General features: G+C 73.5%; 16 protein-coding genes. 1 reads left to right on the forward strand and 15 read right to left on the reverse strand.

Annotated elements, in window-relative coordinates; genetic code table 11:
• Nucleotides 1-94: 94 nt before the first annotated feature.
• Nucleotides 95-1,087, forward strand: coding sequence for a hypothetical protein (locus tag BDZ31_RS18435; protein WP_183343849.1), 993 nt, complete (start codon nucleotides 95-97; stop codon nucleotides 1,085-1,087).
• A gap of 92 nt (nucleotides 1,088-1,179) precedes the next feature.
• Here BDZ31_RS18435 and BDZ31_RS18440 read toward each other — a convergent pair whose 3' ends face one another.
• The 15 genes from BDZ31_RS18440 to BDZ31_RS18510 form a co-directional block, all read right to left on the reverse strand.
• On the reverse strand, nucleotides 1,180-1,542 hold the full coding sequence (locus tag BDZ31_RS18440) for a nuclear transport factor 2 family protein (protein WP_183343851.1): 363 nt from the start codon (nucleotides 1,540-1,542) through the stop codon (nucleotides 1,180-1,182).
• 77 nt (nucleotides 1,543-1,619) lie between these two features.
• Complete coding sequence (locus BDZ31_RS18445; protein WP_183343853.1) at nucleotides 1,620-2,015, reverse strand: PIN domain-containing protein; 396 nt, start codon at nucleotides 2,013-2,015, stop codon at nucleotides 1,620-1,622.
• Nucleotides 2,012-2,230, reverse strand: coding sequence for an AbrB/MazE/SpoVT family DNA-binding domain-containing protein (locus BDZ31_RS18450; RefSeq protein WP_183343856.1), 219 nt, complete (start codon nucleotides 2,228-2,230; stop codon nucleotides 2,012-2,014). The genes BDZ31_RS18445 and BDZ31_RS18450 overlap by 4 nt, the downstream gene beginning before the upstream one ends.
• A 45-nt stretch (nucleotides 2,231-2,275) precedes the next feature.
• Nucleotides 2,276-3,103 (reverse strand): enoyl-ACP reductase FabI, encoded by an 828-nt coding sequence (gene fabI / locus BDZ31_RS18455; RefSeq protein WP_183343858.1) that lies wholly within the window; start codon nucleotides 3,101-3,103, stop codon nucleotides 2,276-2,278.
• Complete coding sequence (locus tag BDZ31_RS18460; protein WP_183343860.1) at nucleotides 3,100-4,539, reverse strand: acyl-CoA carboxylase subunit beta; 1,440 nt, start codon at nucleotides 4,537-4,539, stop codon at nucleotides 3,100-3,102. Before BDZ31_RS18460 ends, fabI begins: the two co-directional genes overlap by 4 nt.
• Nucleotides 4,536-5,741 carry a beta-ketoacyl-[acyl-carrier-protein] synthase family protein gene (locus tag BDZ31_RS18465; RefSeq protein WP_183343862.1) on the reverse strand — a complete coding sequence of 402 codons (1,206 nt, stop codon included), beginning with the start codon at nucleotides 5,739-5,741 and terminating at the stop codon, nucleotides 4,536-4,538. The genes BDZ31_RS18460 and BDZ31_RS18465 overlap by 4 nt, the downstream gene beginning before the upstream one ends.
• Entirely contained in the window at nucleotides 5,741-5,986 is a 246-nt protein-coding gene (locus BDZ31_RS18470) for an acyl carrier protein (RefSeq protein ID WP_183343865.1), read from the reverse strand. Before BDZ31_RS18470 ends, BDZ31_RS18465 begins: the two co-directional genes overlap by 1 nt.
• 30 nt (nucleotides 5,987-6,016) lie before the next feature.
• Nucleotides 6,017-6,769, reverse strand: coding sequence for a 3-oxoacyl-ACP reductase FabG (gene fabG / locus BDZ31_RS18475; protein WP_183343868.1), 753 nt, complete (start codon nucleotides 6,767-6,769; stop codon nucleotides 6,017-6,019).
• Nucleotides 6,751-7,770, reverse strand: coding sequence for a beta-ketoacyl-ACP synthase 3 (locus BDZ31_RS18480; protein ID WP_183343870.1), 1,020 nt, complete (start codon nucleotides 7,768-7,770; stop codon nucleotides 6,751-6,753). Before BDZ31_RS18480 ends, fabG begins: the two co-directional genes overlap by 19 nt.
• Nucleotides 7,763-8,626, reverse strand: a complete 864-nt coding sequence (locus tag BDZ31_RS18485) for an acyltransferase domain-containing protein (protein ID WP_183343872.1) — start codon at nucleotides 8,624-8,626, stop codon at nucleotides 7,763-7,765. The genes BDZ31_RS18480 and BDZ31_RS18485 overlap by 8 nt, the downstream gene beginning before the upstream one ends.
• Before the next feature lie 203 nt (nucleotides 8,627-8,829).
• On the reverse strand, nucleotides 8,830-9,462 hold the full coding sequence (locus tag BDZ31_RS18490) for a response regulator transcription factor (protein WP_183343874.1): 633 nt from the start codon (nucleotides 9,460-9,462) through the stop codon (nucleotides 8,830-8,832).
• Nucleotides 9,459-10,682 (reverse strand): GAF domain-containing sensor histidine kinase, encoded by a 1,224-nt coding sequence (locus BDZ31_RS18495; RefSeq protein WP_183343876.1) that lies wholly within the window; start codon nucleotides 10,680-10,682, stop codon nucleotides 9,459-9,461. The genes BDZ31_RS18490 and BDZ31_RS18495 overlap by 4 nt, the downstream gene beginning before the upstream one ends.
• A complete protein-coding gene (locus tag BDZ31_RS18500; protein ID WP_183343878.1) occupies nucleotides 10,631-10,897 on the reverse strand; it encodes a hypothetical protein in 267 nt (88 codons plus the stop codon). Before BDZ31_RS18500 ends, BDZ31_RS18495 begins: the two co-directional genes overlap by 52 nt.
• Nucleotides 10,898-10,970: 73 nt before the next feature.
• The gene (gene cofH, locus BDZ31_RS18505) at nucleotides 10,971-13,220 is read right to left on the reverse strand and encodes a 5-amino-6-(D-ribitylamino)uracil--L-tyrosine 4-hydroxyphenyl transferase CofH (RefSeq protein ID WP_183343880.1); all 2,250 of its coding nucleotides are present in this window, start codon (nucleotides 13,218-13,220) and stop codon (nucleotides 10,971-10,973) included.
• A 24-nt stretch (nucleotides 13,221-13,244) separates the two neighbouring features.
• Complete coding sequence (locus BDZ31_RS18510; RefSeq protein WP_183343882.1) at nucleotides 13,245-14,312, reverse strand: Gfo/Idh/MocA family protein; 1,068 nt, start codon at nucleotides 14,310-14,312, stop codon at nucleotides 13,245-13,247.
• Nucleotides 14,313-14,443 lie beyond the last annotated feature (131 nt).

Consider the following 14,443-nt stretch of genomic DNA (forward strand, 5'->3'; position numbering starts at 1 on the left):
GGATGACAAAGGTCTGTTCGCGGTCGCGTGGAGTGCCGGTCGAGCTGAGCCGGCCGGCGCCGCGGCGCCTCGCTCGCTGGTACGGTCGCGGAAGATGGAGCCGGCCGATCCGCGCTATCCCTCGGTCCCCGCGGCGCGGGGCTGCTACGAGAGCTTCTATCTGAAGGCCGGCGACGCTGCCGCGCGCGAGGCGGTCTGGCTGCGCTACACCGTCCACAAGCGGCCGGGCGAGGCGCCAGTCGGCTCGCTGTGGATCACGCTGTTCGACGCGCGCGGCCCGCACGCCGCGAAGGCGACGCCGCCGCCCGACGCGCTCGCCGCCGGCAGCGGCGAGGGACCGGTCGCGACCTGGCTGCGGATCGGCGAGGCGACGATCGGCGCGCAGGGGGCGTCGGGCGAGATCCCCGGCATGGCGTCGTGGGAGCTGGAGTTCGAGGGCGGCGAGGCGCCCTTCCCCTACCTCCCGAGCGGCTGGATGTACCGCGCGCGGCTGCCGCGCACGAAGGCGCTCAGCCTGCTGCCGGCGCTGCGCGTCGGCGGGACCGTCACGGTCGGCGACCGCACGATCTCGCTCGACCGCTGGCCGGGGATGGTCGGCCACAACTGGGGCGCCGAGCACGCCGAGCGCTGGATCTGGCTGCACGGGACCGCGTTCGAGCAGCAGCCGGAGGCGTGGATCGACCTGATCGTCGGGCGGATCAAGGTCGGCAGACGCACGACGCCGTGGGTCGCCAACGGCTGTCTCTCGATCGACGGCAGACGCCACCGCCTCGGCGGCCTGCGCCGCGTCCGCTCGACGAGAGTCGACGAGCTGCCCGAGCGCGCGACCCTCTGGCTGGGAGGCGACGACGTCGCCGTGCGCGCCGCCGTCGGCGCGCCGCCCGGCGACGTCGTCGGCTGGCTCTACAGCGACCCCGACGGCAGCGAGCACCACACCGCCCACTGCGCGATCGCCGACATGCGGCTGAGAGTCGCGCGCCGAGGACTTCCGCCGCTGGAGCTGAGCGTCCAGGGCGGCGCGACCTACGAGCTGGGGATGCGCGAGCGCGACCACGGGATCGCGATCCAGCCCTTCTCGGACCCCTGACGGACGGACGGCTCCGGGCGGCGGGGCGCCGGCCGCGCGCGGTGCGTCGGAGGCGGCGGGGCGCCGGCCGGCCCGTGCCAGCAAGCCTCAGCTCACGCGGTGTCCCACGCCTGCACGCCCTCCTGGCGCGTGATGCGGCCGTCTCTGACGTCCATCAGCATCGCGACCTCGACTCTCGTGCCGTCGGCGTATCTGCACATCTCGGTGTACGCGACGCCGCTGTCGCCGGCGACGAGGTGGGTCACCTCGTGGGTCATGTCGCGCGAGCAGATGTCGTCGAGCATCGCGCGGATCGCCTCTCTGCCCTGGATCGTCTGCGGTCTGCTCGGGGGATGCTCCTGGTCGATCATCACGACCGTCGCGTCGGCGGCGAACAGCTTCGCCATCGCGTCCGCGTCGGCCGACTCGATCGCCCGTCTGAGGGCGTCGACGTCGAGCAGCTCTGAGGTGCTCATCTCTGCCTCCTGAGGTGGTGCCGGACCTGCGCCCGACGGTACGCCCCATCCCGGAAGGAATCCGGTGTGAGCGCCGATCAGAGCGCGAGCGCGACGCCGAGACGTTCCGCGGCGCGGCGGGCACGTCTGTCGAAGGTCGCGATCGCGGCGCCGTGGGTCTGCGCGGTCGCAAGCGCGAAGCCGTCGGCGAGGCTGATCGCGAGCGCGCGGTTGCGCGCCGCGGCGCGAGCGATCTCCGGCGTGGGCGCGAGGAGGCGGACGCCCAACGACGCGATCGCGTCGACGGCCTGTCTCAGCGTCCGCTCGTCCTCGGCGGGACGCACGAGCGCCTCGGCGTAGTTGATCGTCGACAGCAGGCGCGGCGTGTCGGCTTCGACCATCCCGAGGAGCGCCGCGGCAGCCCGCTCGTGGTGGGCGTCGCGACGGTCGAGCGCCGCGATCACCACGTCGGTGTCGAGGACGCATGCGGTCACGCGCGCTCGCCGGCCCGCAGATTCTCCAGGTGGCCGGGCTCGTACAACCCGTCGAAGATGCCGAGCGCGTCGGCCGGTCTCGGCGGTATGCGGGTCACGACGATGCGGTCCGCGCCCTCGGCCTCGATGCTGACCTCGTCGCCGGCGTGCATGCCAGCCCGCTCGAGCGCCTCGACCGGGAGCGTGACCTGATGCTTGGAGGAGATCTTCGGCACACCTTTACCGTAGCGTAAAGGCGCACCGGGAACGGATCGGAGCCGTCAGGCCTCCGCCGAGGCCGTCTCGGCGGCCGCCGTGGCCGCGGCGGCCGGGGCGGTGCCCATGCAGTGGAAGCCGCCGTCGACGTGGACGATCTCGCCGGAGATCGCGCGCGACCAGTCCGACAGCAGGAAGCAGATCGTCTGGGCGACCGGCTCGGGGTCGGTCACGTCCCAGCCGAGCGGAGCCTGTCTGCCCCACGCGTCCGACAGCGTCTGGAAGCCGGGGATGCCGCCGGCGGCGACCGTCTTCAGCGGGCCGGCCGAGACGAGGTTGACGCGGATCCCGGCGGGGCCGAGGTCGCGCGCGAGGTAGCGCGAGGTCGACTCCAACGCCGCCTTCGCGACGCCCATCCAGTCGTAGATCGGCCACGCGACGGTCGCGTCGAAGTCGAGGCCGACGATCGAGCCGCCGCCCTGCGCCTTCTCCAGCAGCGGCTTCAGCGCCCGCCCCAGCTCCTTGAGCGAGAAGGCGCTCGTCTGGAAGGCGGTGATCGCCGACTCGGCCGGCGTGTTGATGAAGTTGCCGCCGAGCGCGTCCTCGGGCGCGAAGGCGACCGCGTGCAGGACGCCGTCGAGCGCGCCCCAGCGCGACTCGAGGTCGGCCACCAGCGCGACGTAGTCCTCGGCCTTGTTGACGTCGAGCTCGAGCACGTCGACCGGCTGCGGCAGCCTTCTCGCCACCCGCTCGGTCAGCCGGCGGGCGCGCCCGAAGCCGGTCAGGACGATCTCCGCGCCCTGCTCCTGCAGGACGCGGGCCGTCTCGAACGCGATCGAGTCCTTCGTGAGGACGCCGGTGATCAGGAACCGGCGCCCCTCGAGCGCCGTCACGCGATCTCCTTCAGCGCGCGACGGTCGTCGATCGCGCCGAAGGCCCACGCCAGCCGCTGGCGGGTCTCGTGCGGCTCGATCACCTCGTCGACGAAGCCGGCCGCCGCGGCGACCTGCGCGCCGAGGTGCTCCTCGGCGTAGGCGGCCGCCAGCTCGTCTCTCAGCGCGGCCGGGTCCTCGGAGGCCGCCAGCTCGCGGCGGTGGATGATGTTGACCGCCGGCTGCGCGCCCATCACGCCCAGCTCCGCGCCGGGCCAGGCGAACGCGAGGTCGGCGCCGAGGTCCTTCGAGTTCATCGTGATGTACGCGCCGCCGTAGGCCTTGCGCAGCACGACCGTCACGCGCGGCACCGTCGCCTGGGCGAAGGCGCGCACGAGCTTGGCGCCGTGGCGGATCACGCCGGCCTGCTCCTGGCGGGTGCCGGGCATGAAGCCGGGCGTGTCGACGAAGACGGCGAGCGGGATCCCGTAGCGGTCGCAGGTCTCGACGAAGCGGGCGCCCTTCTGCGAGGACTCGGTGTCGAGCACGCCGCCCATGTAGCGCGGCTGGTTGGCGATCACGCCGACCGGGCGGCCGTCGATGCGCGCGAAGGCGGTGACGATCGATCTCGCCCAGCGCGGGGCGATCTCCATCAGCGAGCCGCCGTCGACGATCCCCTTCACGGCCGTGCGCACGTCGTAGACCTGGCGCGGGTCGGAGGGGACCGCGGCGCCCGGGTCGGAGAAGTCGGGGTCGGTCGCGAGGATCCGCGGGAGGCGGGCGCCCGCGTGCTGGGGCAGGTACGACAGCAGGCTGCGCGCCATGTGGGCGGCGCCGGTGTCGTCGGTCGCGACCAGGTCGGTCACGCCGTTCTTCTCGTGGACCTTGCGGCCGCCGAGCTCCGCCGCGGAGACGTCCTCGCCCATCACGTCCCTGACGACGCCCGGGCCGGTCAGGAACATCGCGGCGTCCTCGGTCATCACGACGAAGTCGGTCAGCGCCGGCGAGTAGCAGCCGCCGCCGGCCGAGAGGCCGCCGATGATCGAGATCTGCGGCACGACGCCGGTCAGCAGGACGTTCTGGCGGAAGATGCGGCCGTAGCCGCCGAGCGCCGCGGTGCCCTCCTGCATGCGGGCTCCGCCGGACTCGATGTAGCCGACGACCGGGACGCGCGCACGGCCGGCGAGCTGCATCACGCGGTGGATCGTGTCGGCGTGGGCGGCCCCGAGCGAGCCGCCGAGGAAGCGCGCGTCCTGCGCGTAGACGGCGACGGGGCGGCCGTCGACGCGCCCGAGGCCGCCGACGACGCCGTCTCCGGGCCGGGCGCGGCCGCCGAGCTTCGGCGACATCACGCCCGTCCGGATCGCCTCGAAGGAGCCTTCGTCGCAGAGCAGCTCGAGCCGCTCGTGCGGGCTGAGCCGCTCGTCGGTCGCGGTCTGTGCTGCTACTGCGCTCATGCGGTGGTTCCCTCCAGACAAAGCACTACGTTGTGGCCGCCGAAGCCGAACGAGTTCGACAGCGCCTTCGGCGTCCCGTTGCGGGGCGTCAGCTCCCGCGCGGCGCCCGGCACGTAATCGAGGTCGAGCGCCGGGTCCGGCTCTTGCAGGCCGAGCGTCGGCGGCACGATGCGCTCGTTGATCGCGAGCAGCGTGGCGATCGCCTCGACCGCGCCCGCCGCGCCCAGCAGATGGCCGATCGACGACTTCAGCGACGAGACCGGCACCTGCCCGGCGGCGTCGCCGAACGTCAGCTTGATCGCGGTCGTCTCGGCCGCGTCGTTGAGCTCGGTCGACGTCCCGTGGGCGTTGACGTAGTCGATCTCCGCCGGCGTCAGGCCGGCGTCGGCGAGCGCCAGGTCCATCGCCCGCGAGGCGTACGTGCCCTCGGGCAGCGTCGCGGTGATGTGGTACGCGTCCGAGGTGGTCGCGTAGCCCTTCAGCTCGCCGAGGATCGTCGCGCCGCGCGCCTCCGCCTTCTCGGCGTCCTCGAGCACGATCACGCCGGCGCCCTCGCCCATCACGAACCCGTCGCGGCGGGCGTCGAACGGGCGCGAGATGCCGGTCGGCGACAGCGCGCTGGCGGCCGCGAAGCTCGCTCGCGCCAGCGGCGTGAGCGTCGCCTCGGCGCCGCCGGTGACGATCGCGTCGGCGTCGCCCATCTGGATCATGCGCATCGCGGTGCCGATCGCGTGCCCGCCGGACGCGCACGCGGAGCCGACCTGGAAGGTCGGCCCGCGCAGGTCGTGGCGCATCGACAGCGCGGCGGTCCCGGCGTTGACCATGAACAGCGGGACCGACAGCGGCGAGACGGCCTTGTCGCCCTTGTCGCGCAGGTTGTCGTGCTGGCCCTCGAGCGACTCGAGGCCTCCGATGCCGGTCGCGAGGACGCAGCCGATCCGCTCGGGGGCGTACGGCTTCTCCCCGTTCCAACCGGCCTGCGCGAGCGCCTCGTCGCTTGCGACCATCGCCATCTGGGCGAAGCGGTCGTTGCGACGGGCCTCCTTGATCGACAGGTGCTCCTTGGCGACGAAGTCGCGCGCAGCGCCTTCGCCCTCCTGGATGCCGACCTCGCCCGCTGCCCAGCGTCGCAGCAGCGGCTCGGCACCGACCCCGAGCGGGGTCACGGCACCCACACCGGTGATGACGACGCGTCTCTTCATCAGGCCGCCCGCGCCACCACGAGGTCGATCGCGTCGCCGACCGTCTTGAGGCCCTTCATGTCGTCGCCCTTGAGCTCGACGCCCCACTCGTCCTCGACGATCTGCGCCAGCTCGACGAGGTCGAGGGAGTCGATGTCGAGCTCCTCGAACGTCGCCGTGCGGGTGACCTGCTCGATGTCGGGGCCGAAGGAGGCGAGCGCCTCGACGATGCGGCTCTCGACGGCTTCGGGGGTTGCAGTTGCCATGTTCGTGTGTCTCCTCTTGCTGGGGATGGTCTAGGCGGACATGCCGCCGTCGACGGTGAGCGTGGCGCCGGTCACGTAGCCCGCTTCGTCGGAGGCGAGGAAGCGGACGCATGCCGCCACCTCCTCCGGCGTCCCGGGCCGGCGGGCCGGCACGACCTTCAACAGTTCGCCGTCGAGGTCCGCGGTCATGTCGGTCGCGATCAGCCCTGGCGCGACCGCGTTCACGGTCACCCCGCGGCGCGCGACCTCCGCGGCGACGGTCTTCGTCATCCCGACGAGACCGGCCTTCGAAGCGGCGTAGTTCGCCTGCCCGGGGTTGGCCCGCAGGCCGACCACCGAGGCGATGTTGACGATCCGTCCGTGGCGTGCCTTGAGCATCGGCGGGATCGCCCGCCGCGTGGCGCGGAAGGCGGCGCCGAGATTGGTCTCGAGCACCGCCGCCCAGTCGTCGTCCTTGATCTGCGGCGACAGTCCGTCGCGCCGCACGCCGGCGTTGTTGACGAGCACCAGCACCGTGCCGAAGCGCTCCTCCAGCGCCGTGAAGTGGGCGTCGAGGACAGCCGTGTCGGCGACGTCGCCGCCGAGCGCGACGGCGCGGCCGCCGGCCGCCTCGATCTCCTTCACGACGGCCTCGGCCTCGGCGGCGCCGCTGTTGTAGCCGACGCCGACCGGCCAGCCGTCGGCGGCCAGGACCTTGGCGGTCGCGGCGCCGATGCCGCGCGAGGCGCCCGTCACGAGGGCACAGCCTCTGCGGTCGGTGGTGCTCAAAGGGTTCCTCCCCATTGGATGACGCCGCCGCCCCACGTGAAGCCGGCGCCGAAGGCGCTCAGCAGGACGCGCGCGCCCGGCCGCAGGCGGCCGTCGCGGCGCGCCGCGTCGAGCGCGAACGGTATGGAGGCGGCGGACATGTTGCCCGTCTTCTCGATGCAGTCGACGACCCTCGCCGGGTCGAGCGCGAGCCGCTCGCCGACGGCGCGGACGATGCGCCCGTTCGCCTGGTGGTAGGCGAACAGCTCGATGTCGCCGAGCTCGAGCCCGGCGGCCGCGACGGCCTCGCGCGTGACCGCCGCCATCCTGTTGACGGCGTGCTTGAAGGTCTCGTGGCCGTCCATCTCGATCGTGCCGCGCTCGCGCGTCGCGTAGAGGATCTCCGGCTCGGCGCCGTCGGCGTGCAGCAGGATCGGCCCGATCGAGCCGACCTCGTCGGCGTCGGCGGGATCGGCCGGCGTCACGACGACCGCCCCGGCGCCGTCGGCGAACAGCATCGCCGTCGCCTTCGAGTCGTGGTCGGTGATGCGGCTGATGAAGTCGGCGCCGACGACGAGCACCCTGTCGACGCGGCCGCTCTCGACCTGGGCGGCGGCGAGCGCGAGCGCCGACAGGAACGAGGTGCAGGCGGCGCCGACGTCGATCGCGCCGGCGCGCTCGGCGCCGAGCGCGTGCGCGACGAGCGGCGCGGTGTTCGGCGTGATCTCGTCCTGCGTCATCGTCGCGACCAGCACGAGGTCGAGCTCGGGCCCGGCGACGCCGGCGCGCTCGAGCGCGATCCGCCCGGCCTCGGTGGCGAAGTCGGCCAGCCGCTCGTCGTCTCTGGCGACGCGCCGCTCGCGGATGCCGGTGCGGGTGTAGATCCAGTCGTCGCTCTTGCCGATCCGCGCGGCGACGGCGTCGTTGTGGACGACCGTCTCGGGCAGCACGGCCGCGACCGAGCGGATCGCGGCGCCGCGCGACAGCGCCGGCGACGGCGCGCGCATCCCGGCCGCGGTCGGGGCCTGCTCAGGCACTCGCGGCCTCCAGCTGCTCGGCGGTCAGCGCCTCGACGCCGCTGACGGTCCGCCGCACGAGGCCGGTGAGGACCTTTCCGGGGCCGGTCTCGACGAAGCGGGTCGCGCCGTCGTCGCTCAGCGCGACGATCGTCTCGCGCCAGCGGACCGGCATCGTCAGCGCCTCGGCGAGCCGCTGCGCGACGTCGTCGAACGGCTGGGTCGTGATCGAGGAGACGACGGGGATCGACGGCGCGGCGAAGTCGATCGCGTCGAGCGCGGCGCGGAACTCCGGCACCGCCTCGGCCATGAAGGGCGAGTGGAAGGCGCCGGTGACCGGCAGCGGCACGGCGCGCAGCCCGAGCCCCTTGGCGGTCGCGGTCGCCTCCTCGAAGGCCGCTCTGGAGCCCGACAGCACGACCTGGTTGGGCGCGTTGTCGTTGGCGACGGTGAGGCCGTGCGGCTCGGCGACCTGTGCGGCGCGCTCGGCGGCGCCGGTGCCCAGCAGCGCGAGCATCGAGCCGTCGCCCTTGCGCTCGCCGGACTCCTGCATCAGCCGGCCGCGCGTGGCGACGAGGCGCAGGCCGTCCTCGGCCGAGAGCACGCCGCCGGCGACGAGCGCGGCGACCTCGCCGAGCGAGTGGCCGGCGAGCGCGTCGGCCCGCAGGCCGGAGGCGGCCAGCCGCTCCCAGGCGACGACCGAGGCACAGTAGATCGCCGGCTGGGCGAAGCGGGTGCCGTCGTCGACGCGGGCGAAGGGGTCGTCGCCGACGACCTCCAGCGCGAGCTCGATCAGGTCGGGGCGGTGCGCGGCGACGAGGTCGCGCATCTCGGGCGTCTGCGAGCCCTGCCCGGGAAAGAGAACTGCCGTCTTCACGAGCAGCATCCTTCTGCGCGTTATGGCCCCCTTCCACCCTGCGAGAAGGCGGTTCCCCCCGGTCGGGGGGGAGGCGACGGACCCCCGTGGGGCACGTGTGACATTTGCAGGGAAAGCGTGTAGCAGCGGGCCGCAGCGGTCGCCGCCCGCGGCGACCGGCGCGTCGCCGCGCCGGCGCGGGCCCGTCGGGGCCCTGACGTGCGCTATCCGAGCAGCCCGATGCGCTGCGCGCGCTGGACCGCCTCGGCGCGGTTGCGCGCCTTCAGCTTGCGGTAGAGCGCGCTCGTGTGCTCCTTGACCGTGTGCGGCGAGAGGTAGAGCTGCTCGGCGATCTCGCGGTTGGTCGAGCCGGTCGCGATCAGGTCGAGCACCTCCCGCTCGCGCTCGGACAGCAGCGTCGAGGGCTGCTCGGCCTGGGGCGGGAACATCGTCATGCCGAGACCGACCATGCGGACGGCCATCGCGACGTCGTGGGCGCCCCAGTCCTTGGAGACGAAGCCCGACGCGCCGGCCGCCTTCGCCGCGTGCGGCGAGATCCTGCCGGCGCCGGAGATCAGCAGCACGCGCGTCTCCGGCGAGGAGGAGCGGATCGACTCGCAGATGTCGGCGCCCGACTCGTCGCCGACGAACAGGTCGACGAGCGCGACGTGCGGGCGGTAGCGCTTCGTCAGCTCCAGCGCCTCGCCGGCGTTTCTGGCGGCGACGCAGCGCTCGACCCACGACTGCTCGCCGAGCAGCAGGCGGAAGCCCCAGTGGACGACGTCGTGGTCGTCGACGACGAGGACTCGCAGCCGCCGCTCCGACTCGACTCCCGCCGGCAGGCCCCCTACGTTCATGCGTCCTCCGTCTGGTCAGGCTGGATCGGGACGACGAGCCGGACCCGCCAGCCGGGCGGCTCGGCGCCCTTCTCCGGTCCGAACTCGACGAAGCCGTTGTGCTGGAGCGCCTCGAAGGCGGCGAGCCGCAGGCCCATGCCGCCGCTGCCGGCGGCCGGCCGCTCGCCGGTGACGCCGTCGTTGCGGACCGCCAGCGTGAAGGTGTCGTCGTCGCGCTGCACCGTGACCGAGACGCGCGAGGGGTCGGCGTGCTTGCGAACGTTGCGCAGCGCCTCGCCGAGGACCGACTGCGCGAGGCCCTCGAGCTTGCGCGGCACCTGCACGCCCTCGTCCCACCGCAGCACGATCGGCAGCTGGCTCTCGCGCGCGTGGCGGTCGAGCTCGGCGCGCAGGGTCGTGCCGGTCTCGTACGCCATCGGCGCCAGCGGCCGCTCCAGTGCCGAGCGCAGGTCGGCGAGCGCCTCGCCCATCTCCGCGCTGCAGCGCTCGCGCAGCTCCGGCGTCAGGTCGGTCTGCGCGCTGAGCACGAGCGAGACGCCGAACAGCCGCTGCATCACGCGCTCGTGGATCTCGCGCGCGAGGTCGATCCGCTCGCCGAGGCGGCGGGTCCGCTCCTGCTGGCGGGTCGCGTTGCGCGCGGTCGCGGCGAGCGCGGCGGTCTTGCCGAGCGTCCACATCAGGTGGCGCTCGCCGTCGGAGAGGTCGAAGTCGCCGGCGCCGCGGTCGGCGACGATCACGCCGTAGCGGTGGCCGGCGGCGGCGAGCGGCGTGCAGACGAGCGAGGTGATCCCGAGCAGCTTCGCGTAGTCGGGCGGGACCTCTCTGTCGATCTCGGCCGAGCTGACGACGATCACGCGATCCTCCAGCAGCGCCCGCTGGGCGATCGGCGCGTCGTGGAGCGTCGGCCGCAGCTTCGCCAGGCGCGTGAAGGAGATGCCGTGCGAGCCGACGGCGCGGACGCGCATGCGGCCGGCGTCGTAGAGGAAGATCGCCGCGCGGCGCATCGTCGTGAGACGGCAGATCGCCTCGCAGATGCGGTGGTAGAACTCGCTCGAGGTCGTGTCGCTCTCGATCTCGGAGAGCAGGTCGACGAAGACCTCGAGCGGTTCGACGCCGGCGAACAGGCTCGGCTCGTGGGCGGGCCGGGGCGGCAGCGGAGCCTCGCCGCTCAGAGCGCGGTCAGCAGGTCGGGCGAGTGGAACGTCAGGTCGAGCGGACATGTCCGATGCAGCGACAGGCGGAGCGCCTGCTCTGGCGTGAGGAACACGTCACGTTCGTGACCGCAGGCCGTGCAGGCGCACGATGCCCGACGATCGTATCGCCCGCCGAGGAGCGACCACCTGACGGCCGAGGAGAGGCAGACCGGACAGGCCAGCGCCGCGGCGACGAGGACGCCGCTGTCGGCCGGACGGAAGTGGGCGGTCTCGCACGGCACGGGTGCGAGGTTCCTCCTCCTCCCGCCCGCCGGGAACCCGATGCGCCGCAATTCCCCCCGGTCGGGGGGAGCGTCACCCGCAGGCCGGCGCGGCGGCCGCGGCGACCGGCCGCTCGCCGATCTCCCACCGTCGGCGGATGTCGTAGAGCGTGGTGCGCTCGGCAGCCGGGCGGCCGGCGTGGTGGGCGGCGTCGATCAGCTGCGGCGGGTCGAGCTTGGTGCCGTGCTGGGAGCCGGCGAGGCGGCTGATGCTCTCCTCCATCAGCGTGCCGCCGAGGTCGTTGACGCCCCAGCGCAGCGCTTCGGTGGCGGCGTCCAGGCCCATCTTGACCCAGGAGGCTTGGACGTTGCGGATCGTGCGGCCGAGCGCGAGGCGGAAGACGGCGGTGTGCTTGAGGTTGTCGTCCCGGTCGATCTCCGCGACCCCGTGCGTGCGGCCCAGCAGCGTCTGGAACGGGATGAACGACAGCGGCACGAACTCGGTGATGCCGCCGGTCCGCTCCTGCAGCTGACGGATCACGCGCATGTGCTCGGCCAGCTCCCACGGCTCCTCGATGTGCCCGAACATCACCGTGCTCGTCGACCGCAGCCCGGCCGCGTGGGAGGCCTCGATCACCTCGACCCAGCGCGCCACCGGCAGCTTGTTCGGGCTGATCCGCTCCCGTACCCCGTCGTGGAGCACCTCCGCCGCTGTGCCGGGCGTCGAGCCGAGGCCCGCGTCGCGCAGCCGCGCGAAGATCTCGGCCAGCGGCAGGCCCGTGATGTCCTGCATGTGCGCGATCTCCATCGGCGAGTACGCATGCAGGTGGATCTCCGGAGCGACCCGCTTGGCGACTCGCAGCCAGCGCAGGTACTCCTCGAGATCCCAGTCGGGATGGATGCCCGACTGGATGCACAGCTCGCTCGCCCCGTAGGCGACCGCGTCCTCCACCCGCGCGACGAACTCCTCCTCGGAGTGCTCGTAGGCGTCGGGCGAGCGCTTCCCCTGCCCGAACCCGCAGAAGGCGCACCCGACCGTGCAGACGTTGGAGATGTTGATGTTGCGGTTGACGACGAACGTCACCGTCTCGCCCGCCAGCTCCGCCCGCAGCTCGTCGGCCGCGACCCGGATCGCCTCGACCGCCTCCGGCCGCCGCTCCGCGAACAGCGCCGTCAGCTCCCGCTCGTCGAGCGCGCCGCCATGCCGCGCCTTCTCGACCGCGGGGCCGACCAGATCGCCGTTGATCGCGAACGGCGCCTCCGTCCGCCCCGAGCCGCGCCGCGGGATGAACGACCAGTACTTCAGCTTCACCGCGTCCAGCACGCCCTGCGCCATCCATCCGCTGTCGATGTACTGCGGGTAGACGCACAGCCGCTCCGTCAGCGCGATCCCTCTGCGCTGCAGTCTCCTGCGGACCTGATGGGGCGACGGGAAGGGATGCTCGGGCGAGATGTGGTCGCCGTTGGCGGAGAGGCCGCCGAGGTCGGTCGCGCCGGCGCCGATCAGCTCGTCCCACCAGTCGGCGAGGTTTGGCGGGATCTGGATGCCGACGCCCGGCATCAGCCGTCTCGTCTCGCGCACCAGCCGCTTCATCTCCTCGACCGTGACCGGCGTCGCCCACCTCGGCAGCGGCAGGTCGGGGCGGCCGTCGGCGACGCCGGTGCGCCAGTAGGCGCGCGCCGCCTCGTCGGCGATCGCGCCGACGTCTCTGCCGTAGTAGCGGTCGTGCGGGACGAAGTTCTGGAGGATGATCTCCTGGATGTGGCCGAACTCGGCGTTGACGGCGGCCAGCGCCTCCAGCGAGGCGATCCGCTCCTCCTCGCTCTCGCCGATGCCGACGAGGATCCCGCTCGTGAACGGGATTCTCAGCTCGCCGGCCCAGCGGATCGTCTCCAGCCGCCGCTGCGGGTGCTTCGTCGGCGAGCCCGCGTGGACCGTCTCCATCAGGCGATCGGAGATCGACTCCAGCATCAGCCCCTGCGACGCCGTCACCTCGCGCAGGCGGGCGAGGTCCTCACGGCTGAGGACGCCGAGGTTGGTGTGCGGCAGCAGCCCGCGCTCCAGCGCCCGCTCGCACGCCCACACGACGTAGGAGGTGAAGTCCTCGTGCCCGTAGTCGGCCAGCCGTCTCGCGACGACCGGGTTGACCTCCGGCTTCTCGCCGGTCAGCACGAGCAGCTCCTTGACGTTGCGCCGCGCGGCGCCGTCGAGGATCCGCTCGACCTCCTTGGGCGCGTGCAGATGCGCCTGGTGGGTCGAGAAGGCGCAGTACTTGCAGTAGCACTGGCAGGAGCGCGAGAGGGAGAGCGTCAGATTGCGGCTGAAGGTGACCCGGCGCGCCATGCCGAGGCAGTCTAGACCGCGCCGCTACGGAAGCAGTCGCCGCGTCGCCGGCGCGCCGCCGAGCTCGACGACCTGGCCGCGCTCGGCGCTCTCGCGCGCCGCTTCGAGCACCAGCATGACGGCGAGCGCGTCGCGCGGCGCGACCGGCGGATCGGCCTCGCCGCGGACGGCGGCGGCGACCGCCGGGTAGAACGACTCCCAGCCGCCCGGCGGGCAGGCGACCGCCTCGCCGACGTCGCCGGGAGCGGTCAGCAGCCGCCCCCAGTGGTCCGGGGCGGCGCTGTGCGGCGGGCGGCCGGCGCTCAGCGCGGCCTCCTGCGGGTCGGGCTCGTGCGCGACGTAGGCCGCGTCGGTGCCGACGGCGCGCAGCCGCGGCCCGGGCGCGACGCGATCGGCCGCCCACAGGTGGCTGCGGACGCCGGTGCGATGGCGCAGCGCGAGGAAGACGTCGTCGGGGACGCCGCCGTCGCGTCGGTCGATCTCGGCGTAGACGGCGTGGACCGGGCCCAGCAGCGCGATCGCCTGGTCGACGAGGTGCGAGCCGAGGTCGAGCAGGATGCCGCCGCCGGCCGAGGGGTCCTGCGAGCGCCGCCACGGCGTCCGCGCCGCGTCGCCGCGCCACTGCTCCAGCCGCGCCTCGACGCGCAGCAGCCGCCCAAGGCGGCCGTCGGCCAGAAGCGCGCGCAGCGCCCGTTGCTCGGCGTCGTAGCGGCGGTTGTGGAAGACGGTCAGCAGCACGCCGGCCCGCTCGGCGTGCTCGACGAGCGCGCCGGCGTCGGCGGCCGTGACCGCCAGCGGCTTGTCGACGACGACCGGGAGGCCGTGGTCGATCGCCTTGCGCGCGAGCGGCACGTGGCTGTCGTTCGGCGTGGCGACGACGACGAGGTCGTGGTCGGCGGCGCGCTCCCAGACCAGCTCCGCGCGCTCGAGCACCTGCGCGTCGGGGTGCGCCGCCCGCGCCCGCCGGGCCCGCTCCGGGTCGCCGGTGACGACGGTCGCGACCTCGATCCCGTTCGCCCGCTCGAGCAGCGGCCCGTGGAACTCCTCGCCCGCGAGCCCGTAGCCGATCAACGCCGTGCGCAGCTTCGCCATCGCTCCGATGCTAGCCCGCACGCGCCAGCCCCGAAGGCCGACCTCTGTCATCCGATGCCGGCTGAGCGTGCATCGGATGACAGAGGTCCGCGTCGGGGGCGGGTCGGCGTCGGGGGCGGCTCCGCTGGGGA

Source organism: Conexibacter arvalis (assembly GCF_014199525.1).
In the GTDB taxonomy this organism is placed as follows: domain Bacteria; phylum Actinomycetota; class Thermoleophilia; order Solirubrobacterales; family Solirubrobacteraceae; genus Conexibacter; species Conexibacter arvalis.

Excerpts from the sequence above, each read along its gene's own strand:
- BDZ31_RS18435 (WP_183343849.1), top strand. The coding sequence starts at position 95 with ATGGAGCCGGCCGATCCGCGCTATCCCTCGGTCCCCGCGGCGCGGGGC.
- BDZ31_RS18440 (WP_183343851.1), bottom strand. The coding sequence starts at position 1,542 with ATGAGCACCTCAGAGCTGCTCGACGTCGACGCCCTCAGACGGGCGATC.
- BDZ31_RS18460 (WP_183343860.1), bottom strand. The coding sequence starts at position 4,539 with ATGAGCGCAGTAGCAGCACAGACCGCGACCGACGAGCGGCTCAGCCCG.
- BDZ31_RS18465 (WP_183343862.1), bottom strand. The coding sequence starts at position 5,741 with ATGAAGAGACGCGTCGTCATCACCGGTGTGGGTGCCGTGACCCCGCTC.
- BDZ31_RS18470 (WP_183343865.1), bottom strand. The coding sequence starts at position 5,986 with ATGGCAACTGCAACCCCCGAAGCCGTCGAGAGCCGCATCGTCGAGGCG.
- fabG (WP_183343868.1), bottom strand. The coding sequence starts at position 6,769 with ATGGGGAGGAACCCTTTGAGCACCACCGACCGCAGAGGCTGTGCCCTC.
- BDZ31_RS18490 (WP_183343874.1), bottom strand. The coding sequence starts at position 9,462 with ATGAACGTAGGGGGCCTGCCGGCGGGAGTCGAGTCGGAGCGGCGGCTG.
- BDZ31_RS18495 (WP_183343876.1), bottom strand. The coding sequence starts at position 10,682 with ATGTCCGCTCGACCTGACGTTCCACTCGCCCGACCTGCTGACCGCGCT.
- cofH (WP_183343880.1), bottom strand. The coding sequence starts at position 13,220 with ATGGCGCGCCGGGTCACCTTCAGCCGCAATCTGACGCTCTCCCTCTCG.
- BDZ31_RS18510 (WP_183343882.1), bottom strand. The coding sequence starts at position 14,312 with ATGGCGAAGCTGCGCACGGCGTTGATCGGCTACGGGCTCGCGGGCGAG.